At 72.7% G+C, this 22,029-nt stretch carries 20 protein-coding genes; 11 read left to right on the top strand and 9 right to left on the bottom strand.

The window, feature by feature from the left end:
* Positions 1 to 47 precede the first annotated feature (47 nt).
* The 6 genes from dacB (at position 48) to folE (ending at position 7,817) form a co-directional block, all read left to right on the top strand.
* Positions 48 to 1,562 (top strand): D-alanyl-D-alanine carboxypeptidase/D-alanyl-D-alanine endopeptidase, encoded by a 1,515-nt coding sequence (dacB, locus tag WA762_RS24315; RefSeq protein WP_335938341.1) that lies wholly within the window; start codon positions 48 to 50, stop codon positions 1,560 to 1,562.
* Positions 1,563 to 1,777: 215 nt separating this feature from the next.
* The gene (locus tag WA762_RS24310; RefSeq protein ID WP_335938340.1) at positions 1,778 to 2,908 is read left to right on the top strand and encodes a zinc-dependent metalloprotease; all 1,131 of its coding nucleotides are present in this window, start codon (positions 1,778 to 1,780) and stop codon (positions 2,906 to 2,908) included.
* Positions 2,909 to 3,106: 198 nt separating this feature from the next.
* On the top strand, positions 3,107 to 4,189 hold the full coding sequence (gene tilS, locus WA762_RS24305) for a tRNA lysidine(34) synthetase TilS (protein ID WP_335938339.1): 1,083 nt from the start codon (positions 3,107 to 3,109) through the stop codon (positions 4,187 to 4,189).
* A 101-nt stretch (positions 4,190 to 4,290) separates the two neighbouring features.
* Complete coding sequence (hpt, locus tag WA762_RS24300) at positions 4,291 to 4,830, top strand: hypoxanthine phosphoribosyltransferase (RefSeq protein WP_335938371.1); 540 nt, start codon at positions 4,291 to 4,293, stop codon at positions 4,828 to 4,830.
* Positions 4,831 to 5,019: 189 nt separating this feature from the next.
* Positions 5,020 to 7,050, top strand: coding sequence for an ATP-dependent zinc metalloprotease FtsH (ftsH, locus tag WA762_RS24295; protein WP_335938338.1), 2,031 nt, complete (start codon positions 5,020 to 5,022; stop codon positions 7,048 to 7,050).
* Between the two features lie 161 nt (positions 7,051 to 7,211).
* A complete protein-coding gene (gene folE, locus WA762_RS24290; protein WP_335938336.1) occupies positions 7,212 to 7,817 on the top strand; it encodes a GTP cyclohydrolase I FolE in 606 nt (201 codons plus the stop codon).
* A 76-nt stretch (positions 7,818 to 7,893) separates the two neighbouring features.
* Here folE and WA762_RS24285 read toward each other — a convergent pair whose 3' ends face one another.
* The 6 genes from WA762_RS24285 to WA762_RS24260 all read right to left on the bottom strand — a co-directional run bounded on the left by WA762_RS24285 (position 7,894) and on the right by WA762_RS24260 (position 13,030).
* A complete protein-coding gene (locus WA762_RS24285; RefSeq protein WP_335938335.1) occupies positions 7,894 to 8,376 on the bottom strand; it encodes a DUF3180 domain-containing protein in 483 nt (160 codons plus the stop codon).
* A gap of 53 nt (positions 8,377 to 8,429) precedes the next feature.
* Entirely contained in the window at positions 8,430 to 9,041 is a 612-nt protein-coding gene (gene folK, locus WA762_RS24280; protein ID WP_335938334.1) for a 2-amino-4-hydroxy-6-hydroxymethyldihydropteridine diphosphokinase, read from the bottom strand.
* Positions 9,038 to 9,397, bottom strand: coding sequence for a dihydroneopterin aldolase (gene folB / locus WA762_RS24275; RefSeq protein ID WP_335938332.1), 360 nt, complete (start codon positions 9,395 to 9,397; stop codon positions 9,038 to 9,040). The genes folK and folB overlap by 4 nt, the downstream gene beginning before the upstream one ends.
* A 346-nt stretch (positions 9,398 to 9,743) precedes the next feature.
* On the bottom strand, positions 9,744 to 10,232 hold the full coding sequence (locus WA762_RS24270) for a nuclear transport factor 2 family protein (RefSeq protein WP_335938331.1): 489 nt from the start codon (positions 10,230 to 10,232) through the stop codon (positions 9,744 to 9,746).
* Complete coding sequence (folP, locus tag WA762_RS24265) at positions 10,229 to 11,098, bottom strand: dihydropteroate synthase (RefSeq protein ID WP_443080660.1); 870 nt, start codon at positions 11,096 to 11,098, stop codon at positions 10,229 to 10,231. The genes WA762_RS24270 and folP overlap by 4 nt, the downstream gene beginning before the upstream one ends.
* 90 nt (positions 11,099 to 11,188) lie before the next feature.
* A complete protein-coding gene (locus WA762_RS24260; protein ID WP_335938329.1) occupies positions 11,189 to 13,030 on the bottom strand; it encodes a phosphatidylglycerol lysyltransferase domain-containing protein in 1,842 nt (613 codons plus the stop codon).
* 137 nt (positions 13,031 to 13,167) lie between these two features.
* Here WA762_RS24260 and WA762_RS24255 point away from each other — a divergent pair, with 137 nt between their 5' ends.
* Positions 13,168 to 14,289, top strand: coding sequence for an alpha/beta hydrolase (locus WA762_RS24255; protein ID WP_335938327.1), 1,122 nt, complete (start codon positions 13,168 to 13,170; stop codon positions 14,287 to 14,289).
* 99 nt (positions 14,290 to 14,388) lie between these two features.
* Here the strand turns inward: WA762_RS24255 and WA762_RS24250 are convergent, their stop codons facing one another.
* Complete coding sequence (locus WA762_RS24250; protein ID WP_335938325.1) at positions 14,389 to 15,600, bottom strand: ABC transporter ATP-binding protein; 1,212 nt, start codon at positions 15,598 to 15,600, stop codon at positions 14,389 to 14,391.
* A gap of 244 nt (positions 15,601 to 15,844) precedes the next feature.
* Between WA762_RS24250 and WA762_RS24245 the strand changes: the two genes are divergently transcribed.
* The 4 genes from WA762_RS24245 to WA762_RS24230 all read left to right on the top strand — a co-directional run bounded on the left by WA762_RS24245 (position 15,845) and on the right by WA762_RS24230 (position 19,552).
* Positions 15,845 to 16,600, top strand: a complete 756-nt coding sequence (locus WA762_RS24245) for an ABC transporter permease (protein ID WP_335938323.1) — start codon at positions 15,845 to 15,847, stop codon at positions 16,598 to 16,600.
* Positions 16,601 to 16,603: 3 nt separating this feature from the next.
* Positions 16,604 to 17,278 carry an ABC transporter permease gene (locus tag WA762_RS24240; RefSeq protein ID WP_335938322.1) on the top strand — a complete coding sequence of 225 codons (675 nt, stop codon included), beginning with the start codon at positions 16,604 to 16,606 and terminating at the stop codon, positions 17,276 to 17,278.
* 208 nt (positions 17,279 to 17,486) lie between these two features.
* Entirely contained in the window at positions 17,487 to 18,464 is a 978-nt protein-coding gene (locus WA762_RS24235; protein ID WP_335938321.1) for an ABC transporter substrate-binding protein, read from the top strand.
* Positions 18,465 to 18,571: 107 nt separating this feature from the next.
* Positions 18,572 to 19,552 carry a hypothetical protein gene (locus tag WA762_RS24230; protein ID WP_335938320.1) on the top strand — a complete coding sequence of 327 codons (981 nt, stop codon included), beginning with the start codon at positions 18,572 to 18,574 and terminating at the stop codon, positions 19,550 to 19,552.
* Between the two features lie 143 nt (positions 19,553 to 19,695).
* Here WA762_RS24230 and WA762_RS24225 read toward each other — a convergent pair whose 3' ends face one another.
* Positions 19,696 to 20,838: an NADH-quinone oxidoreductase subunit D gene (locus tag WA762_RS24225; protein ID WP_335938319.1), complete on the bottom strand. Its 1,143-nt coding sequence runs from the start codon at positions 20,836 to 20,838 to the stop codon at positions 19,696 to 19,698.
* A gap of 113 nt (positions 20,839 to 20,951) precedes the next feature.
* The gene (locus tag WA762_RS24220) at positions 20,952 to 22,004 is read right to left on the bottom strand and encodes an SAM-dependent methyltransferase (protein ID WP_335938317.1); all 1,053 of its coding nucleotides are present in this window, start codon (positions 22,002 to 22,004) and stop codon (positions 20,952 to 20,954) included.
* Between the last annotated feature and the right edge of the window lie 25 nt (positions 22,005 to 22,029).

Genomic DNA, 22,029 nt, shown 5'->3' with positions numbered 1-22,029 from the left:
AAGTGTCCCCCACGCAGATGTGTGCTCGCGAAAGGGGCTGGTCAACGGTGGACGAGCCGGTGAAGAGACCGTCGGTCGACCCGCTGGACAGGCTGGGCGCGCTGGTCCGGCGCGGCCGTGCGTTCAGCCCGGCGGGACTGAGCGACCGCCGGTTCACGGCCGTCGCCGCCGGCCTCGGTCTGGTGCTCGCGGCCGGCGTCGCCCTTGCCGCCGGCCCCTGGGACTCGGGCCAGCGTAAGGCCGAGCGGGACTGGGTCGCCGCCCGCGGCGGCACAGGTGGCGCACATCACGGCGCCGGAACGCCGGACGGGACGCCGCCCGCCCCCAGCGCCCCGCCCGTCCTGGCCCCGCTCACCGCCCCGGCCGGCGCGGCCGACGACGCCGCCTCCGACGCCCGCACCGGCCCCGACCGGGCGTCGGCCGAGCTCCGCGCCACCCTCGGCAGGCTGCTGAAGGACCCCGCGCTGGGCTCCGTGCGCTCCGCCGTCGTCATCGACGCCGCCACCGGCGAACGGCTCTACGGCCAGGGCGCCGACACCCCGATGACGCCCGCCTCCACGGTCAAGATCGCCACCTCGGTCGCCGCCCTGAGCGCGCTCGGCCCGCACCACCGCATCGCCACGACCGTCGAGGCGTCCCCCGACGCCCGGGCCGTCACCCTGGTCGGCGGCGGCGACCCCACCCTCGACAAGGCGGCCCTGCGCGCGCTGGCCGCCGACACCGCCCGGGTGCTGAAGGAGCGGGGCGTGGACCGGGTCCGCCTCGGCTACGACACCTCCCACTACTCCGGGCCCGCCCGGCACCCGATCGGCCCCAACGAGAACATCGCGCCCGTCACCGCCCTGATGACCGACGAGGGCCGCCTCGACCGCAGCGACAGCGGGCCCGCCCCGCGCAGCGACGACCCGGCCCGCGACGCCGCGCGCACCTTCCGCGAACTGCTCGGCGACGCCGGGATCGCCGTCGCGTCCGCCCCGGCGCACGGCCGCCCGGCCGTCGGATCGCGCCCGGTCGCCCGCCATCTGTCCGCCCCGCTCTCCGCCCTGGTCGAACGCGCCCTGACCAACAGCGACAACGACATCGCCGAGGCACTCGCCCGGCAGACCGCCATCGCCGCGGGGGAGCCGGCCGACTTCGCCGGCGGCCGCCGGGCCGTCACCGCCCGGCTCACCGGGCTCCGCCTGCCGATGGCCGGCGCGAACCTCGCCGACGGCAGCGGGCTGAACCGCGAGGACAAGGTCACCGCCGGACTGCTGGCCGGTCTCCTCGCCCGGGCCGCGGGCCCCGACCACCCCGAGCTCCGCCCGGTCCTCACCGGCCTTCCGGTGGCCGGGTTCACCGGCACCCTCAGCGACCGCTACAGCGCGAAGTCCGCGGGCACCGGCCTGATCCGCGCCAAGACCGGCACGCTCACCGGGGTGAACTCGCTCGCCGGCACGGTCGTCGACGCGCGGGGCCGGCTGCTCGCCTTCGCCTTCCTGGCGTCGGGCACCACCTCCCCGTCCGAGGCGCAGTCCGCCCTCGACTCCCTCGCCACCGCCCTGGCCGCCCCCGCCAGGTGACCCGGCGGGGCCCGCGCCGGGCCGTCCCGCGCCGGGCCGTCCCGCCGCACCGCCCCGGGTCGCGCCGGGCCGCGCCGGGTGCCGGCCGCCCCGCCGGGCCGTCCCGCCGTACCGGTCCCGTCCGCCGTACCGCCCGACCCGTCGCGCCGCCCGTCCCGTCCGACGGCCCCGTCAACACCCCGGCGCGGACGGACCCGAGCACGTACGGTTGACCCATGACGAGCATCGGTGGTGCCGAGATGGTCGACTGGAACCTCGCGGTCGCGACCGCGACCAGGCTGGTCCGGCCCGGGCCGGAGATCAGCCGCGAGGAGGCGCGCGCGGTCGTCGCGGAGCTGCGCCGGCACGCCACGGCGTCCGAGGACCACGTCCGCTCCTTCACCCGGATGATCCCCGAGGGCGCCGAGCCGGCGGACACCCCGGTCCTGGTCGTGGACCGGGCCGGCTGGATCCGGGCCAACGCCGACGGCTTCCGGGAGCTGCTCCGCCCGCTGCTGGGGAAGCTGAGCGAGCGCCGCCCCGGCGGACCCGGCGGCGTCGTGCTCGGCGCGGTCGGCGGCAAGGTGACCGGCGTCGAGGTGGGGATGCTGCTGTCGTTCCTGGCCTCCCGGGTCCTCGGCCAGTACGAGACCTTCGCCCCCATGGGCCGCGACCTCCCCGCCTCGGCCGACGGCGGCAGGCTGCTGCTGGTCGCCCCGAACATCGTCCACGTCGAGCGCGAGCTGGAGGTCGACCCGCACGACTTCCGGCTCTGGGTCGCCCTCCACGAGGAGACCCACCGCACCCAGTTCACCGGGGTGCCGTGGCTGCGCGACCACCTCCAGGGCGAGATCCAGTCGTTCCTGGAGGAGACCGACGTCGACCCGATGACCGTGCTGGAACGGCTCCGCGAGGCGGCGCAGGCCCTGGCCGGGGGCCGCCCCGAGGGCGAGACCGGCGAGAACGAGGGCCGCAGCCTCGTCGAACTCGTCCAGACCCCCGTCCAGCGCGAGATCCTCGGCCGGCTCACCGCGGTGATGTCCCTCCTCGAAGGGCACGCCGACTACGTCATGGACGGCGTCGGACCCGAGGTCGTCACCTCCGTCGCCGAGATCCGCGAGAAGTTCCAGCAGCGCCGGGCGCGCGGCGCCGGCCGACTGGACCAGGCGCTGCGCAAGCTGCTCGGGCTCGACGCCAAGCTGCGCCAGTACCGCGACGGCGAGCGGTTCGTCCGCGCCGTCGTCGACCAGGTCGGCATGGACGGCTTCAACCGGGTCTGGACCTCGCCGAACACCCTCCCCACCAAGGCGGAGATCGCGAAGCCCGAGGACTGGATCGCGAGGGTGCACCGTAAGGCAGAGTCGTGATCACAACGGCCCGGACAACACGCGACAGGACAAGAACGCACCGGTAATCACCCATCCGAGGGACCGTAGAGGCATGGGAAGGCGTGCAATGCTCGATGGACGGCCTGCCTCTGTCACCATCGATGCACTCTGAGTGACGGAACTTCCGCTCATCCCGGCACTCGAAGCACTCCCGACACTCCACGAAGGGCACCGGACATGGGTCCCCATCCTGCGGTCGCGGCGATACGCCTGGCGGTCCGCCGCGTACTCCACGACATCCTCAACGAGCACACCCGGAACGCCGAACACCCCCGGCGCACCCCGCACCCCGAGCTCGCCGAAGCCGGTGCGGGCAGGCAGCGCGCCCCACTCCCCGAACGCCCCGATACCCCGCTGGTGCTCGTCGCATGCTCCGGCGGGGCCGATTCGATGGCACTCGCCTCCGCCCTCGCCTTCGAGGCGCGCAAACTCGACGTCCGGGCCGGCGGCGTCACCGTCGACCACGGCCTCCAGGACGGCTCCGACGCGCGGGCCGCCGAGGTCGTCGACCGCCTCACTGCCATGCGGCTCGACCCGGTCGAGTCCGTCGCCGTGCGGGTCGGCCACGAGGGCGGCCCCGAGGCCGCCGCTCGCGACGCCCGCTACGCCGCCCTGGACGCGGCCGCCGAACGCCACGGCGCCACCGCCGTGCTGCTGGGACACACCCGCGACGACCAGGCGGAGACGGTGCTGCTGGGCCTCGCCCGCGGCTCCGGCATCCGCTCCCTCTCCGGCATGGCCGCCTCCTCCGGCCCGGCCGGCCGCTACCGCCGCCCCTTCCTCCAGCTCGACCGGCAGACCGCCCGCACGGCCTGCCTCGCCCAGTCCCTGCCCGTCTGGGACGACCCGCACAACATCGACCCCGCCTACACCCGCTCCCGACTGCGCCACGAGGGCCTGCCCGCCCTGGAGAAAGCACTGGGCAAGGGGGTCGTCGAGGCCCTGGCCCGCACCGCGCAGCTCTCCCGCGACGACGCCGACGCCCTGGACACCTGGGCCGCCGAGGCCGCGCGCAGCGTCCGGGACGAGGCGGGCCGCCTGGAGTGCGCCAAGCTGTACGCGCTGCCGCCCGCCGTGCGCCGCCGGGTGCTGCGCCGGGCCGTCGTGGAGGCCGGTTCCCCGGCCGGTTCGCTGTTCGCCCGGCACATCGAGGAGGTCGACCGCCTGATCACCGGCTGGCGCGGCCAGCGGGCCATCAACCTGCCCGGCCGCGTCGAGGCCATGCGCCAGGGTGGCAGACTTGTGATTCGGCAGAGCTGAAGCACGAGCGGCTGACACGCAGGCGAACGGCCGCGCCGGCGCGGGGCACCCGCCCCGGGGGCCGGCAGGCACAGAAAGAGACGCGGGTGAACGAGAAGGACATGGGCACCGACCTCCAGTCGGTGCTCCTCACCAAGGAAGAGATCGACGCGAAGCTCGTCGAGCTGGCCGCGAAGATCGACGCGGAGTACGCGGGCAAGGACCTGCTCATCGTCGGCGTCCTCAAGGGCGCGGTGATGGTGATGGCGGACCTGGCGCGTGCGCTGTCCAACCCCGTCACCATGGACTGGATGGCCGTCTCGTCGTACGGCGCGGGCACCCAGTCCTCCGGCGTCGTCCGGATCCTCAAGGACCTGGACACCGACATCAAGGGCAAGCACGTCCTGATCGTCGAGGACATCATCGACTCGGGCCTGACCCTGTCCTGGCTGATGTCCAACCTCGGGTCGCGCGAGCCCGCGTCCCTGGAGATCTGCACCCTGCTGCGCAAGCCGGACGCGGCCAAGGTGGCGCTCGACTGCAAGTGGGTCGGTTTCGACATCCCCAACGAATTCGTCGTCGGCTACGGACTGGACTACGCGGAGAAGTACCGCAACCTCCCCTTCGTCGGCACGCTCGCCCCGCACGTCTACGGCGGCTGACCGCCGCCCGGAGCGCACGGGCGGGAACCTTTCACGCGATTCCCGTCGTTCAGACGTGGAAGGCGGGTTTTGACAGACGTCCCCGGCAGTCGCGGGTGACAATGCTGGGGTACCGTCCGAAGAACAGTCTTTTCTCACAGCAGCATTTACCTACGGGCAGGAGGGACGGGGCGTCATCGCCCCGTATGGATGGACGTGAAGCGATACTTCCGTGGGCCGGTCATGTGGATCGTGCTGGCCGTCCTCGCCGTGGTCGTGTTGATGGAGGTCGTCAGCTCGTCGGGCGGCTACAAATCGGTGGACACCGGCAAGGTGGTCCAGGCGATCAGCAGGGACCAGGTGGCGCAGGCCAAGCTGACCACCGGTGACGAACAGATCATCAAGATCGAGCTGAAGAAGGGCCAGAAGCTCTCGGGCGAGTCCGGCGGCAAGTTCCAGGCGAGCTACATCGGCAACCAGGGTGTCCAGCTCGCCGACACGCTGCAGCAGAAGTTCGAGAGCGGCAAGATCGACAAGGGTTACACGGTCTCCCCGTCGAAGCAGTCCCCGTTCATCTCGATCCTCCTGTCGCTGCTGCCCTTCGTCCTGATCGTGGTCGTCTTCCTGTTCCTGATGAACCAGATGCAGGGCGGCGGCTCCCGGGTCATGCAGTTCGGGAAGTCCAAGGCCAAGCTCATCACCAAGGACACCCCGAAGACGACGTTCGCCGACGTGGCGGGCTCGGACGAGGCCGTCGAGGAGCTGGAGGAGATCAAGGAGTTCCTCCAGGAGCCGGCGAAGTTCCAGGCCGTCGGCGCCAAGATCCCCAAGGGCGTGCTGCTGTACGGTCCGCCCGGTACGGGCAAGACGCTGCTCGCGCGCGCCGTCGCGGGCGAGGCGGGCGTCCCCTTCTACTCGATCTCCGGGTCCGACTTCGTCGAGATGTTCGTCGGCGTCGGCGCCAGCCGGGTCCGCGACCTCTTCGAGCAGGCCAAGGCGAACGCCCCGGCGATCGTCTTCGTCGACGAGATCGACGCCGTCGGCCGGCACCGCGGCGCCGGCATGGGCGGCGGCCACGACGAGCGCGAGCAGACGCTGAACCAGCTGCTCGTCGAGATGGACGGCTTCGACGTGAAGGGCGGCGTCATCCTGATCGCCGCGACCAACCGGCCGGACATCCTCGACCCGGCGCTGCTGCGCCCGGGCCGCTTCGACCGCCAGATCGCGGTCGACCGGCCGGACATGCAGGGCCGTCTGGAGATCCTCAAGGTCCACCAGAAGGGCAAGCCGGTCGCGAAGGACGTCGACCTCGGCGCCGTCGCCCGCCGCACGCCCGGCTTCACCGGCGCCGACCTGTCGAACGTGCTGAACGAGGCGGCGCTCCTCACGGCGCGCAGCAACCAGAAGCTGATCGACAACAAGACGCTCGACGAGGCCATCGACCGCGTCGTGGCGGGCCCGCAGAAGCGGACCCGGATCATGTCCGAGAAGGAGAAGAAGATCACCGCGTACCACGAGGGCGGACACGCCCTGGTCGCGGCGGCCTCTCCGCAGGCGGACCCGGTCCACAAGATCACGATCCTCTCCCGCGGCCGCGCCCTCGGTTACACGATGGTGCTCCCGGAGGAGGACAAGTACTCCACCACGCGCAACGAGATGCTCGACCAGCTGGCGTACATGCTGGGCGGCCGCGCGGCGGAGGAACTGGTCTTCCACGACCCGACCACCGGTGCGGCGAACGACATCGAGAAGGCCACCGCCACGGCCCGCGCGATGGTCACGCAGTACGGCATGACGGAGCGGCTGGGCGCGATCAAGTTCGGCGGCGACAACACCGAGCCCTTCGTGGGCCGGGAGATGGGCCACCAGCGCGACTACTCGGAAGAGGTCGCGGCCCTGGTCGACGAAGAGGTCAAGAAGCTCATCGAGACCGCCCACAACGACGCGTGGGAGATCCTCGTCGAGAACCGCGACGTGCTGGACAACCTGGTCCTCCAGCTGCTGGAGAAGGAGACGCTGGGCAAGGAGGAGATCGCGGAGATCTTCGCCCCGGTCGTGAAGCGTCCGGCCCGCCCGGCGTGGACCGGCTCCGCCCGGCGCACCCCGTCGACGCGTCCGCCGGTGCTCTCGCCGAAGGAGCTCGCCCTCACCAACGGCGCCGCCGCGGCGAACGGGTCGGTCGTCCCCACGGAGAACGTCCCGTCCACCGAGGTGCGTCCGGAGGACGCCGCCGAGGGCTGATCCGGATGTGTTCCCTGTCACGGGGACGGGACCCGGCTCGGAATGGATGCCGCGCCTTCGCAGGTTCTAGCCTGTGGAGGCGCGGCATTTTCGTACGACCGTACGAGATGCGACCGTATGAGAAGTGTGTGCGGGTGACAGCTCAGAGGAACGAGGCACAGATGACCGACCCGGTGACGTTGGACGGCCAGGGGCCGATCGGCGAGTTCGACGAGAAGCGGGCCGAGGCGGCCGTGCGCGAACTCCTCCTCGCCGTGGGCGAGGACCCGGACCGTGAGGGGCTGCGCGAGACGCCGGGGCGGGTGGCGCGGGCGTACAAGGAGATCCTGGCAGGTCTGCGGCAGGAGCCCGAGGACGTCCTGACCACGACGTTCGACCTGGGGCACGACGAGATGGTCCTGGTGCGGGACATCGAGATCGTCAGCCTCTGCGAGCACCATCTGCTCCCGTTCCACGGGGTGGCCCACGTCGGCTACATCCCCGCGGAGAGCGGCAAGATCACGGGGCTGTCGAAGCTCGCCCGCCTGGTCGACGTCTTCGCCCGCCGGCCGCAGGTGCAGGAGCGGCTGACCACGCAGATCGCGGACTCGCTGATGCGCATCCTGGAGGCGCGGGGCGCGATCGTGGTCATCGAGGCGGAGCACATGTGCATGTCCGTCCGGGGCATTCGCAAGCCCGGCGCGAAGACGACGACCTCGGCGGTGCGCGGCCAGCTGCGCGACGCGTCGACCCGGGCCGAGGCGATGAGCCTGATACTGGCGCGCTGAGCCGGAGGCCGGGAGCCAGGGGCCGGGGGCCGAGCGGGGGGCGGTGCCCCCGGCCCCGGTCCGCGGCCCCCGGCCGTTACGCGGAGGAGCGGCTTCCGTCGCCGTTCTCGTCCTCCGGGAGCTTGCAGACGCGCTCCAGCCAGAGGGCGGCGACGACCACCGCGATGCCGGCCAGGACCGCGAGGCCGGCGTAGATCGCCTGGTCACGGCGGGCCGGGACGTCGAGGGAGCCGAGCAGGAAGACGCCCGTGCCGCCGTACATCCCGGAGACCAGGGCGACGACCAGCGCGCTGGCCTGGCCGAAGACGACCGCCCGCGCCGCCATCAGGGGCTCGACGCCCTTGGCGCCCGGCCGGCGCTCGCGCTGGGCGCGCAGCCGGGAACGGATGGAGAGCGTCGTCGCGAACAGCACGGCGGCGATCACCGCGAGCACGATCGGCGCGGCGAGGGGGACGCTCGGCAGGTTGCCCAGGGAGTCCCAGAGGCGCGCGCCGCCCCAGGAGAGCACCCCGGCCGCGACGAAGAGGCCGATGAGTACCCCGAGCCGTAGTTGCTTCACCGAGTGATCCGCCCTTCGCCGCCCGTGGTCCTTGTCGCCGTCGAGCCTAACGACTACTCGGGCAGACGGAGTTCCAGGTCGGCGCGGGGCTGCACGCCGTCCCGCCCGACGGCGGCCAGCAGCTCCGCGACGGGACCGGCGCCGGGCAGCTGCGCGTCCGGTTCGATGTCGTGCCACGGGGCGAGGACGAAGGCCCGCTGATGGGCTCGCGGGTGGGGGAGGGTCAGCTCCGGGTCGTCGGAGACGACGTCCGCGTACGTCACGATGTCGACGTCGATGGTGCGCGGGCCGAAGCGCTCCGAGCGGACCCGATCGAACGCCTCCTCGATGGCCTGACCGCGCTCCAGGAGCGAGGACGGGGGGAGCGTCGTCTTCACCACGACCACCGCGTTGAAGTACGAGGGCTGGGAGCCGGGGGCGACGCCCCAGGGCTCCGTCTCGTACACCGGCGACACGGCCTTGACCCGGAGACCCGGCGTGTCCTCCAGGGCGTCTATGGCCCCCTGGAGGGTGTCCAGGCGGTTGCCGAGATTGGACCCCAGCGAGAGCACGGCGCGTTTGGGGTTGGACAGGGTGCTGTCGGCGGCGTCCACCTGCGCGACCACGGAGGCGGGAACCGGCTGTACGGTCGGGTCGCTCTGCCCGGTGGTGGAAAAACCAGTCATACTCGGCTCCGGGTGATCGTGATGGTCACATCGTCGAAGGGGACGGTGATCGGCGCGTCCGGCTTGTGCACCACCACCTCCACTTCCTCGACTCCTTCGTGCTTGAGGCATGTCTGGGCGATGCGCTCCGCGAGCGTCTCGATCAGATCGACCGGTTCGCCCCGGACGACCTCGACGACCTCCTCGGCGACGATGCCGTAGTGCACCGTCTTGGTCAGGTCGTCGGAGGCGGCCGCGGGGCGGATGTCCAGGCCGAGCACCACGTCCACGATGAAGGTCTGGCCCTCTTCGCGTTCCCGGGGGAAGACGCCATGGTGCCCACGGGCCTTGAGGCCGCGCAGCGCGACACGATCCACGCGAATCACTCCTGCTGTCGTCGGGCGTAGAGACACGGGGCCGTGTGCGGACGGCGAGGTGCTCTCTTTCGAATCTACCTGCGAGCACTGACAGTGCTCCCCCGTGGGGGCTATGGACAGAACCTCACGGGACTGGTAGCCGCTTTTACCCGCAGCAGTGGATTCCAACCCTCCGGGCGACGTGAGATATATCGGTCCGGGCGGCGGGGGACGGGCGGGAGGACGGCGGAAGGACGGCGGAAGGACGGCGGGGAACGGGCGGGAGGACGGCGGGGGACGGGACGGTTCGCCCGGACTCGCCCGGTTCGTCCGGCCGGACTGGGCGGTCAGGGGCCGGTCCGGCCGGTCAGGGGGTGGTCTCGTCGTCCTCGTCCTCGTCCTCGTCCGACTCGGTCAGGACCGGCGAGCCGTGGTGGGACCAGAGCCGCCAGCCGTCCGGGGTGCGCCGGAACACGTTGGTGGCCACGACCAGCTGGCCGACCAGCGGCCCGAGCGCGCCGCCGTCCTCCGCCGGCCCGCCGCTGAGGATGTTCTCCGTGCAGGTCACCAGGGCGATGTCGCCGGTCATCGAGACCGTGACGTCGGTCAGGAAGAACTGGATGTACTCGGTGTTGGCCATGATCAGGGCGTAACTGCGCAGCACCTCGCCGCGCCCGGTGAGCACCGGCCAGCCGGGGTGGACGCAGGAGACGATGAGGTCCTCGCCCGGCAGCCACAGCGCGGAGAGCCCGTCCAGGTCGCCGCGTTCCATCGCCTCGTAGAAGGCGGTGTTGGCCTGCTCGACGGCAGCGATGTCGGCGGCCGCCGCCGCGTGGTCGTCGCGGGGCCCGGTCACGCGGCGCCCTCGACGGCGCGGGCGACCCGCACGGCGTCGGCCGTGGCCCGCACCTCGTGGACCCGGACCGCCCAGGCGCCCGCGTGGGCGGAGAGGGCGGAGACCGCAGCGGTGGCGGCGTCCCGCTCCCGGGCGGGCGGCGGGGCGGCGCCCTCGCCCGCCAGCACATGGCCGAGGAAACGCTTGCGGGAGGCGGCGACCAGCAGCGGGCGGCCCAGGGCGCGCAGCTCGTCGAGGTGGGCGACCAGGGCCAGGTCGTGGGCGGCGTCCTTGGCGAAGCCGAGGCCGGGGTCGATGACGATCCGTTCCGGGGCGACACCGCCCGCGACCACGGCGTCCATCCGCTCCCGCAGCTCCCGGACGACCTCCGCGACCACGTCCCGGTACACCGCGCGGCTGTTCATCGACTCGCTGAAACCGCGCCAGTGCATGACGACGAACGGCGCCCCGGACGCGGCGACGACCTCGACCATGGCCGGGTCGGCGAGGCCGCCGCTCACGTCGTTGACCAGGACCGCGCCGGCCGCGACCGCCTCCTCGGCGACCTTCGCCCGCATGGTGTCCACGGAGACCAGGACGCCCTCGGCGGCCAGGCCCCGGACCACCGGGATCACGCGCCGCAGCTCCTCCGAGGCGTCCACCCGGCTGGCGCCGGGCCTGGTCGACTCGCCGCCGACGTCGATCAGGTCGGCGCCCTGGGCGACCAGGTCGAGGCCGTGCTTGACCGCGGTCGCGGTGTCGAACCAGCGGCCACCGTCGGAGAAGGAGTCCGGGGTCACGTTCACGACGCCCATGACCGCGCAGCGGTCCCACTCCGGCAGCCCCAGGACCGTGCCCCGGCCGTCCCGTCCACGCAACGTGCTCATGCGACCAGCCTAAGGGCTGGTCCGGCGTCCCCGGCGGGCGACGGGACGGACCCGAAGACAGGGCCTGGCCAGGCCCCGCGCGGCGCCCCGTTACGCGGCGCGGGTGTGCCGCTCCTGCTCCGGAATCCCGGTATGGGCGCAGGGGCGCGGCTGCGGGCGGGGGAACCGGCGGGCGAACGGCCGGGGCAGCGCCAGGTTCACGAAGCCCTCGGCCTGCATGGCGGCCAGCGAGATCCGGGGCAGGTCGCCGGCGGCGCGGTAGACCACGAAGCGCGGCTCCCAGCGGGGCCGGAACTTGGCGTTGAACTTGTACAGCGACTCGATCTGGAACCAGCGGGACAGGAAGATCAGCAGTCCGCGCCAGAGCCGCAGCACCGGGCCCGCGCCCAGCTTCTCGCCGCGGGCGAGCACCGAGCGGAACATCGCGAAGTTCAGCGAGACCCGTTCGACGGACAGCTGGGGGGCGGCCTGGAGGGCGGCGACGATCAGCAGCTCGTTCATGCCGGGGTCGGCGGAGCGGTCACGGCGCATCAGGTCGAGGGACATGCCGTCGCGGCCCCACGGGACGAAGTGGAGCACGGCCTTCAGGTCGCCGTACGGGGAGTCGTCGTCGCCGTCGCCGGGCTTGTGGGCGGTGGCGATGACGCAGTCCCCGTCGGCCGGGTCGCCGATCCGGCCCAGCGCCATGGAGAAGCCGCGCTCGGTGTCGGTGCCGCGCCAGTCGTCGGCGGCCCGCCGGATGCGCTCCAGCTCGTCCTCGTCGATGTCCCGGGCGCGCCGGACCCGGGTCTCGTAGCCGAGGCGTTCAATGCGCTTCACCATCTGGCGTACGTTGCGCATCGCGCGCCCGGCGAGCGAGAAATCCGCGACGTCCACCACCGCCTCGTCGCCCAGCTCCAGCGCGTCGAGACCGGTCTCGCGGGTCCAGACCTCGCCGCCGGTCTCGCCGCAGCCCATCACGGCGGGAGTCCAGGAGTGGGCCCTGGCCTCGTCCATGAAGCGCTCGATGGCGCCCGGCCACGCCTCGACGTCCCCGATCGGGTCGCCGCTCGCCAGCATCACGCCGGACACGACCCGGTAGCAGACGGCGGCCTTGCCGCTGGGGGAGAAGACGACGGCCTTGTCGCGGCGGAGCGCGAAGTGGCCGAGCGAGTCCCGGCCGCCGTGCTTCTCCAGCAGGGCGCGCAGCCGGGCCTCGTCGTCCTCGGTGAGGCGGGCGGCCGGGCGCTCGGGGCGGAAGGCCAGGTAGATGGTGGTGACGGCGGTCAGCAGGCCGAGCGCGCCGAGCGAGTACCCCACGGTCCAGGAGGTGTCACCGGCGTACTCCATCGGGCCCTCGACGCCGAACAGGCCGTACAGCACGTGCTGGAGCCGGTCCGCGACGCTGGGGCTGCCCACGATCCGGCCGGGGTGGGCGCTGACGATGACCAGCCCCAGGCCCATCGAGCCCGCGGCCAGCAGCACGAAGTTGGCCAGGGCCCGCCAGCGGCTCCTGGGGTCGGGCAGCGCGGCGAACTCGCCGCGGTTGCGGACCAGCAGGACGCACAGCGCCAGCGAGATGAGGGTGCCGACGACCGAGTGCCGGTAGAGGAACTGCGCCAGGGCGCCGGCCGGCAGCAGCAGGACGGCGGCCCGCCAGGCCCGCCGCTTGCGCCGCTTGAGACCATGGGCGAGGAGCAGCAGCAGGACGCCGGCGCTCAGGGAGAGGGCGGCGGCGAACGGGCCGAGGGCGCCGGGGAGCACCTCGGCGAGCGTGTGCATCCGGCTGTGCCGGAAGCGGGGGAAGACGCCCGCGGCGACATCGATCAGGCCGACGACGGTGCAGGCGGTTCCGATCAGCTTAGGCACGGACTCGGGCCGCGGGCCGCGTACGAACTTGCGTACGGGGCTCGGAACCGATCGTGATTTATCCCCATCTAGCGTGACAGACATCGCTTCCCGTGGTTCCGCGAGAGATTCCTGAGTCCTTCGGCCGAGGGCTTCCGGACGATGTGCGAACTGTAGGACGAGGCTTCCGCGCGGCAGGTTTACCCGCGCACAGGAAATTTCCGGACAAGAAAGCTCAACCCATGGGTCTCACCAGCACGACGCTTCTGGCCCTGGCCATTGCGCTGGCCGCAATCTCCTTCGCCGCCACGGTCTGGCTCTGGCCGAAGCTGGCCCGACGCGGCGCGTCCGCCGTGTTCGGCAGGATCGGCCTGCTCCTGGTGACCCAGGTGATGCTCTTCGTCTCGGTCGGTCTGGTCGCCAACAACTCGTTCCTCTTCTACGGTTCCTGGTCCGACCTGTTCGGTCAGGAGCAGGAGCTCGGCGTGGTCACGGACCACGCGGACGGGGCGGCGCAGGCCCGGAACATCGTCCTGGTCGGCACCCAGCACTCGGGGGTGCCGGGCAGTCTGCGCCCCGCCACCGGCGGGCGGATAGACAAGGTCGTGATCGCGGGCCGGAAGTCGAAGATAGAGAGCTCGGCGTACGTGTACCTGCCGCCGGAGTACTTCCAGCCCGCCTACGCCCGGCGGAAGTTCCCCGCGGTCGTCGTGCTCACGGGATACCCGGGCGTGTCGGAGAACCTCCTCAAGGGCCTGCGGTACCCCCAGACGGCGCACGCCCGGGTGAAGGCCGGCCGCGCCCAGCCGATGATCCTGGTGATGCTGCGTCCGACGGTGGCGCCGCCGCGGGACACCGAGTGCGTGGACATCAAGGGCGGGCCGCAGACCGAGACCTTCTTCGCGGACGATCTGCCGCGCGCGGTCTCGGAGGCGTACCGGGTCGGCGCCGAGGCGCGCAACTGGGGCATCATGGGCAACTCGACCGGCGGCTACTGCGCCCTGAAGATAGGGCTGCACCACCCGGACCGGTTCGCGGCCAGCGCCGGACTCTCCGCGTACTACAAGGCCGCCGAGGACCCGACGACCGGCGACCTCTTCCAGGGCGACCAGAAGGCGCGCGAGCGGGCGAACCTGCTGTGGAGCCTGCGTCACCTGCCGCAGCCCGACTCCTCCTTCCTGGTCACGACCTCCCGGCAGGGCGAGGGGAACTACCGCTCCACGCAGCAGTTCATCGCCCGGGTCAAGGCGCCCGCCCAGGTCTCGTCGATCGTGCTCGACAGCGGCGGGCACAACTTCAACACCTGGCGGCGCGAGATCCCCTCGGCCCTGGACTGGATGAGCAGCCGGCTCAGCGAGAACTGAGCCGCCCCGGCGGACCGCCCGGCCGGGGGCTCTCGCGCGGCGGCCGGGGGCCGTCAGGGGGACGGCGGAGGTCGCTCGCGGCGCCGGGGCGCCGCACCGTCAGCGCGCGGCCGGACCGGTCAGGTTCGCCACGGATTCGACGGCCACCTCGGTGCGCGGCACGTCCTGGGCGTCCGCGTCGATGGAACGGCGCAGCGCCTCGTGCAGCCGGGCCGGGGTGAGCACGCCGAGGAACCGACCGTCGCCCTCCTCGTCGATGACGGCGATCCAGCCCGCGTCGTGCTGGAGCATGGTGGCGAACGCCTGCTTGAGCGGGGCGCCGACCGGAAGCCACGCCTCCATCCGCCGGGCGTGGGCCCGTACCGTGCCTCCGGAACCGGAACCGGAACCGGATCGGGCGGCCGCGGCGGGGTGGTCGGCCGGGATCCAGCCGTGCAGGTTGTCCTGACCGTCCAGCACCACCGCCCAGCGCGCCCCCTCGGCCCGCAGCCGCTCGGTCGCCCGCTCCAGCGAGTCGTCGAGATGGACGACGGGCGGCTGGTCGAGGTCGCCCTCCTCGACGGGGGTCACGGAGAGCCGCTTGAGACCGCGGTCGGCGCCGACGAAGTCCGCGACATAAGGGGTGGCGGGCGCGCCGAGCACGGTCGCCGGGGAGTCGAACTGCTCGATCGCGCCCTGTCCGTAGACGGCGATCCGGTCGCCGAGCCGGACCGCCTCCTCGATGTCGTGCGTGACGAACAGGACGGTTTTGCGGACCCGCGCCTGGAGTTTCAGGAATTCGTTCTGCAGCCGTTCCCGTACGACGGGATCGACCGCGCCGAAAGGCTCGTCCATCAGCAGCACCGGCGGGTCGGCGGCCAGGGCCCGGGCGACGCCGACGCGTTGGCGCTGACCGCCGGAGAGCTGTTCCGGATAGCGGTCGCCATAAACGGAGGGATCAAGTCCGACGAGGTCGAGGAGTTCCGCGGCGCGGGCGCGGCCCTTTCCCCGTTTCCAGCCCAGGAGATGAGGGACCGTCGCGGTGTTTTCCAGGATCGTGCGGTGCGGGAACAGGCCCACCTGCTGGATCACGTACCCGATACGACGGCGCAGCCGGACCGGGTCGATGGCGGATATGTCGTCCCCGTCGAGGAATATCCGGCCCTCGGTCGGCTCGATCAGCCGGTTCACCATCTTCATCGTGGTCGTCTTGCCGCAGCCCGACGGTCCGACGAGCGTGACCAGTTCGCCCTTCGCGACCTCGAAGGAAAGGTCGTCGACGGCGGTGGTGCCGTCCGCGTACCGCTTGGTGACGTGCTCGAAACGGATCATGGTTCCCCATTGTCGGGGGTGGCCGCGGGTTGTCGAGGGCGTTGTGTGAAGGACATGTTGCCGGAATACAACGGCCTCGCGAGTGTCAGTGGTCGGGGATAGGGTCGTGGAACGCCGCTGCCCGGGGTGTCCCGGCGCTTCGGTCCCGGGTGCTCCGGTGCTCGGGAAATCCGGCGCTTCGGCGTCCGGCACTTCGGTACTCCGGTGCTTCGGCACGGGGCGGTGAACGGGAGGAGGGGGACGGATGGCCGCCGCGCGGAACTGCATGGTGACGAACGACTGGATCTGCGGGGAATATCTCCGTTCCCGCAGCCAGGAGTTGACGGACGCGACGATTCAGCACATCTGGATCACCGCGGTCTCGGTGCTGATCGGGTTGCTGGTGGCATTTCCGCTGGCGTTGCTGGCCCGCCGCGGCCGCCGTTTCGCCGGACCGGTCCTCGGGCTGACCACGGTGCTCTACACGGTGCCCTCGCTCGCCATGTTCTCGCTGCTGCTGCCGTTTTTCGGGCTGTCCGCGGCGCTGGTCGTCACCGGCCTGGTGCTGTATTCGCTGACCATCCTCGTCCGGAACATCCTCGCGGGCCTCGAAGCCGTTCCGCAGGAGGCCAGAGAGGCCGCCCGGGGCATGGGGTACGGGCCGGTCCGGCTGCTGTGGGAGGTCGAGCTGCCGCTGGCGACGCCCGCCCTGATGGCGGGCGTGCGGATCGCCACGGTCTCCACGATCGCCCTGACGACGGTCGGCTCGATCGTCGGCCGGGGCGGCCTCGGCAACCTCATCGGGGACGCCCTGCCCAGCTTCTTCAAGGCCCAGGTGCTCACCGCCTCGGTGCTGTGCGTGCTGCTCGCGGTCGCCGCCGATCTGCTGCTGCTGGGCCTCCAGCGCCTGCTGACCCCCTGGACCCGCATACGCGCCCCGCGCCCGGGCGCGGGCGCGGAGGCCTCGGGGCGGGCCGCGGGCGCGGGCGGGCCCGGCGGTGCCATGGCGAAGGCGGTCTGAACCATGGGGGTCATCGGTCAGGCGTGGACCTGGCTCACCACCGGGGCGAACTGGACGGGGGAGAGCGGGGCGGCCCACCGGCTCGTCGAGCACCTCTACGTCAGCGGGGTCGCGCTCGCCGTCGCCTGCGCGATCGCGCTGCCCGTCGCGCTGTACCTCGGCCACATCGGGAAGGGCGGCGCGCCGGCCGTCAACGTCTCCAACGCCGGGCGGGCGGTGCCGGTCTTCGCCGTGCTGGCCCTCTTCATGGTCTCGCCGCTGCGCAACGCCGGATATCTGCCGACGATCACCGCGCTGGTGCTGTTCGCCGTGCCGCCGCTGCTCACCAACGCCTACGTCGGGATGACAGAGGTCGACCGGTCCGTGACCGAGGCCGCGCGCGGCATGGGCATGTCCGGCCGGCAACTGTTCCTGCGGGTCGAGCTCCCGCTCGCCCAGCCGATGATCATGACCGGGCTGCGTTCCGCCGCGGTCCAGGTGGTCGCCACGGCGACGATCGCCGCGATGGCGGGACAGGGCGGCCTCGGACGGATCATCACCGCCGGTTTCCACACGTACGACACGCCCCAGGTGGTCGCCGGGGCGCTGCTGGTCGCGGCGCTCGCCCTGCTGGTGGAGGCGGCGCTGACGGTGCTGGAACGGGCGCTGTCGCCCCGCCGCCGCCGAGGGGCGGCATGACGGCCGCGCCGCCCGCTCGCCCCGGTGCGGGGCGGCGCGTTCCGTGCCCGTGCCCGTGCCCGTGCCCGTGCCCGTGCCCGTGCCCGTGCCCGTGCCCGTGCCCGTGCCTGGGCCCGGACCCGGACCCGGGCACACCGGTGCGGCGCCGCCGCACCCTTACGAACCTGTCCCCTCTCGTACAGCCCCGGTGCTGTGGACGGAGAACACCATGAGCAGGACCTCGCGCACAGCGGGCGCGGTCATCGGCATCGTCGCGCTGGCGGGCTCGCTCGCCGCCTGCGGCGGCGACAGTCTGGAGAAGAGCGGGAGCGGCGCGGATTCCTCCGGTGGTTCCGGCAAGAAGGGTTCACTCGTCGTCGGCGCCGCGTCGTTCACCGAGTCCAAGGTGCTCGCCGAGCTGTACGCGCAGATCCTGGCCGACGCCGGATACCGCACCTCGGTCACCACCGTGGACAACCGGGAACTCTACGAACCCGCCCTGGAGAAGGGCGAGATCGATGTCGTCCCCGAATATGCCGCGACGCTCGCGGAATTCCTCAACGCGAAGACGAACGGGGCGAAGGAGGCCGCGCGGAAGCCGGTGGCCTCGGGCGACGCGGACGCCACGGTCGCGGCGCTGGAGAAGCTCGCCGCGCCGCGCGGACTGAAGGTGCTCCCGGCCGGCGCGGCCGTCGACCAGAACGCCTTCGCGGTGACCAAGGAATTCGCCGCCGAACACAAGCTCACATCCCTTTCGGATCTGGGCAGGTCGAAGACCGCGGTGAAGATCGCGGCGGGCGACGAGTGCGAGGTGCGGCCGTTCTGCGCGCCGGGTCTGAAAAAGACGTACGGCATCAATGTCACCGGCGTCGACCCCAAGGGAGTGGGAACGCCGCAGTCCAAGCAGGCGGTCAAGGACGGCAAGGACCAACTGGTCCTCACCACCACCACGGACGCGGTGCTGGAGAGCTACGGGCTGGTGTTCCTGGAGGACGACAAGAAGCTCCAGAACGCGGACAACGTCCTGCCGGTCGTCAATGCGAAGGACGCGGGTTCACCGGATGTCGCGGAGGCGCTCGCCAAGATCACCAAGGTGCTGACCACGGAGGATCTCGCGGAACTGAACCGCAAGGTCGACGCGGAGCGCGCAAAGCCCGCCGATGTCGCCAAGGACTATCTGCGGTCCGAGAAGCTCGTAGGGAAGTGAGGATTCGGGGCGAGAGGGGGCCGGAAGACGACTCGTAAGGTAACCGGCCGGGAACAGATTGCCGGGCGACCCCCCAAGTGCCTCCTACACACGGTAAATTTCAGGCCATGCCACGTGGACGTCATCGCCATTCGACACCGCTGCACAGAATCCTTCCGCCTTCGGCCGTCGCCGGAGTCCCGGTTCTCTGTGCCGCGAGCGCCTGGCTGCTCGCCGAGCCCCTGGTCCTGCGCGGTCTGGTGACCGCCGCCGCGGCCGCCGCCGTGACCGGCGCGTATCTGATGCGCCGTTGGGACCGGGAGGCGGGCCGACGGATCGCGGAGCTGAAGCGGGCCCGGGCCGGGGACGAATGGCGGGCCGAGGAGCGCGTGGCCGAGCTGGAGACCGATCTGGAGGAGCTGCGGGAGCTGCGCGCCCGGCTGGAGACGAAGCTGCGGCGCAAGCGGGTGGAGCTGGCCAACCTGCGCGGCGAGCACGCCGCGCTGCTGCGCCGGTACGCCAACGCCGAGACCGGGCGGGCCAGCGCGCTGGAGGGCCGCAGGCGGCTCGCGCTCGAAGCGACCGCTCCCCGGGAGCTGCCGCCCGCGCGCAGCACCCCGACCCCGGGTGCCTATCTGCGGGCCGCCCAGGCGCTGGAGGACCTGTCGCGCAACCGGGCGCTCCAGGAGGCCCGGCGGGCCGCCGAGGAGACCCGGAAGCGGGAGCCCGCGGAGCGGGCCGGGACGACGGACGAGGGGCGCGGCGGACGCCCGGAGGCCGCGGACGACGCCTCCTCGGCGGAGCACCTCCGCCCGCCGGCGCTGACCCCGGCCCGGCCCGTGCCGCCCGCCGGCCCGGTCCCCCCGGAGCCGCCCCGGCGCCGGCAGGTCCCGCAGGGCGGCTTCGACTTCTTCGGCACGCACAAGAAGCGCGCCGCGATCGAGTCGGTGCAGGACGAGGACCTCGCGGACGTGGTGGGCGAGGAGGCCCTGGCCGCGCACCGCACGGGCGCGGCGGGGGACCAGGCCGCCGGCAAGGTCATCGACCTGACGGCGCACGACGAGACGGAGCGGATGGACATGGTGGAGCTGCGCACCGCGATCTCGTAGCCGCGCGGCCCGGACCGCGCCGTCCGGGCCCTTCTCCTCACGCCGTGCCCGGTCCGGGCCGCCCGTCGTCCGCGGACGGGCGGCCCGGACCGTTCCGCGTACCGGCGCCGGCCGCCCGGGGGCCGGGAGACCGGCGGCGCCGGCTACTTGTCGATGTCGCCGACCACGAAGAAGAGCGAGCCCAGGATCGCCACCATGTCGGCGACCAGGGTGCCCGGCAGCAGCTCGCTCAGCACCTGGACGTTGTTGTACGAGGCGGAGCGGAGCTTCAGCCGGTACGGGGTCTTCTCGCCCCTGGACACCAGGTAGTAGCCGTTGACGCCCAGCGGGTTCTCGGTCCAGGCGTAGGTGTGGCCCTCGGGGGCCTTCAGCACCTTGGGCAGCCGCTGGTTGATCGGGCCGGGCGCCAGCCCCGCCATCCGGTCCAGGCAGGCGTCCGCCAGGTCCAGGGAGTTGTGCGTCTGCTCCAGCAGGCACTCGAAGCGGGCCAGGCAGTCGCCCTCGGCGCGGGTGACGACCTTCAGGGTGTCGCCCAGCTCCCCGTACGCGAGGTACGGCTCGTCGCGCCGCAGGTCGAAGTCGACGCCCGAGGCGCGGGCGATCGGCCCGGACACCCCGTACGCGTGCGCGGTCGCGGCGGACAGCACCCCCACCCCGCGGGTGCGGCCCCGGAAGATCTCGTTGCCGAGCACCAGGTCGTCGTACACGTCCATCCGGGACCGGACCGCGGCGACGGCGTCCCGGGCGCGCCCGAGCCAGCCGGCGGGGAGGTCCTCCTTGAGACCGCCGACCCGGTTGAACATGTAGTGCATCCGGCCGCCGGAGACCTCCTCCATGACCGTCTGGAGCTCCTCGCGCTCGCGGAACGCGTAGAACACCGGTGTGATGCCGCCGAGTTCCAGCGGATAGGAGCCGAGGAACATCAGATGGTTCAGGACCCGGTTCAGCTCGGCGAGCAGGGTGCGCGTCCAGACCGCCCGTTCCGGGACCTCCATGCCCAGCATCCGCTCGACGGCCATCACGACGCCCAGCTCGTTGGAGAACGCCGAGAGCCAGTCGTGGCGGTTGGCCAGCATCACGATCTGCCGGTAGTCGCGGGCCTCGAACAGCTTCTCCGCGCCGCGGTGCATGTAGCCGATGACCGGTTCGGCGCGCTGGACGCGCTCGCCGTCGAGAACGATGCGCAGTCGGAGCACGCCGTGGGTGGAGGGGTGCTGAGGGCCGATGTTGAGCACCATGTCGGTGCTCTCCGCCGCGCCGCCGATGCCGACCGTCGTCTCCGTCATACGGCCAGTATTCCCTGAGCGGGCGGGGCGGCGGGGCGGCGGGGCGGCGGGTGGCGCGGGGACGGGCGACGCGGGGCGCGGGGCGGGCGGTGGGCGGGGCCCGTGTTCCGGGCTCAGGCCCCGGGAGACTCCGGCCCCACCCGCTGCATCAGCCAGCCGAAGTCGCCCAGGCCGCCCCCGGCGGTCAGCTCGGCCGCCTCGCCCGCGGCGGCCAGGGCCCGTACGTAGGCCGCGGGGTCGGTCGAGGCCAGGGAGAGCGGCGGGCGTCCGCCGTCGACGCCGAGCCGGCGCAGCGCCTCGCGCTGCGTCAGCACCTCGGCCGGCGCGAGGGGGCGGGCCCCGGGGCCCGGACCGGAGGCCCCGCCCCCCGCCGCCGCGCAGGCGTCCAGCGCCACGTGCGAGGTGAGGTCGCAGCTGCCGTCCGGCACGGGACGCACCTCGCGACCGGAGCGGAAGCCGGTGAGTGTCCCGAAGGGCGGCCGGGCGGCCCGCGTATGGGCGTAGTCCACCGCCACCGCGAGCCCGCCGGTCAGCGTGGACACCGCCCGCGCCCACGCCTCGTCGCGCGGGCGGCCGATCTCCGCCCGGCCGCCCGGCCCGGACGGCGGCCACCAGCGGCGCAGCCACTCCGCGTCGGCCCCGGTCACCGGATCACCCAGCCGCTCCGCCCCGTCCGACGCCCTGACCAGGACGTACCGGTCGACGCCGGCCGCGTCGGTCTCGGCGATGTCGACCGGGACGTTGTCCAGCCACTCGTTGGCGAACAGCAGACCGCGGACCTCCGACGGCGGTTCGGCGCACCATTCGATCCGGGGATCGAGACCGTCCGGCCGGGCGGCGATCTCCACGGCGTACGCCCGCACCGCGAGCCCCTCGGCGCCCTCCTCGCCGGGCAGCCCCGCCAGCACCCCCGTCAACAGCTCGCCGCGTCCCGCCCCGAGGTCCACCAGATCGACCGCGTCCGTGCCCAGCTCCCGCGCCGTGCGCACCAGCAGCCGGGCGACGGCGGCGGCGAACAGCGGGGACGCGTGCACCGAGGTGCGGAAGTGACCGGCCGGTCCCTCCGGCCTCCGGTAGAAGCCCCCGTCCCCGTACAGGGCGGCCCGCGCCGCCTCCCGCCACCCGCGCCACTCGCCCCGCTCGCCCGTCACGTTCCAAGTCTCCACCTTGGGGAGTACGGCCCCGCAGGCC

It is taken from the genome of Streptomyces tyrfis (genome assembly GCF_037034285.1).
Classification (GTDB): domain Bacteria; phylum Actinomycetota; class Actinomycetes; order Streptomycetales; family Streptomycetaceae; genus Streptomyces.
This window is presented reverse-complemented; position numbering and strand designations above follow the sequence as displayed.

Coding starts and splice junctions, on each gene's coding strand:
- WA762_RS24260 (WP_335938329.1), bottom strand. CDS start 13,030: ATGTCTGTCACGCTAGATGGGGATAAATCACGATCGGTTCCGAGCCCC.
- WA762_RS24310 (WP_335938340.1), top strand. CDS start 1,778: ATGACGAGCATCGGTGGTGCCGAGATGGTCGACTGGAACCTCGCGGTC.
- WA762_RS24225 (WP_335938319.1), bottom strand. CDS start 20,838: ATGACGGAGACGACGGTCGGCATCGGCGGCGCGGCGGAGAGCACCGAC.
- folK (WP_335938334.1), bottom strand. CDS start 9,041: ATGACTGGTTTTTCCACCACCGGGCAGAGCGACCCGACCGTACAGCCG.
- WA762_RS24255 (WP_335938327.1), top strand. CDS start 13,168: ATGGGTCTCACCAGCACGACGCTTCTGGCCCTGGCCATTGCGCTGGCC.
- folE (WP_335938336.1), top strand. CDS start 7,212: ATGACCGACCCGGTGACGTTGGACGGCCAGGGGCCGATCGGCGAGTTC.
- WA762_RS24240 (WP_335938322.1), top strand. CDS start 16,604: ATGGGGGTCATCGGTCAGGCGTGGACCTGGCTCACCACCGGGGCGAAC.
- ftsH (WP_335938338.1), top strand. CDS start 5,020: ATGGACGTGAAGCGATACTTCCGTGGGCCGGTCATGTGGATCGTGCTG.
- WA762_RS24235 (WP_335938321.1), top strand. CDS start 17,487: ATGAGCAGGACCTCGCGCACAGCGGGCGCGGTCATCGGCATCGTCGCG.
- hpt (WP_335938371.1), top strand. CDS start 4,291: ATGGGCACCGACCTCCAGTCGGTGCTCCTCACCAAGGAAGAGATCGAC.
- tilS (WP_335938339.1), top strand. CDS start 3,107: ATGGGTCCCCATCCTGCGGTCGCGGCGATACGCCTGGCGGTCCGCCGC.
- WA762_RS24245 (WP_335938323.1), top strand. CDS start 15,845: ATGGCCGCCGCGCGGAACTGCATGGTGACGAACGACTGGATCTGCGGG.
- WA762_RS24250 (WP_335938325.1), bottom strand. CDS start 15,600: ATGATCCGTTTCGAGCACGTCACCAAGCGGTACGCGGACGGCACCACC.
- folP (WP_443080660.1), bottom strand. CDS start 11,098: ATGAGCACGTTGCGTGGACGGGACGGCCGGGGCACGGTCCTGGGGCTG.
- WA762_RS24230 (WP_335938320.1), top strand. CDS start 18,572: ATGCCACGTGGACGTCATCGCCATTCGACACCGCTGCACAGAATCCTT.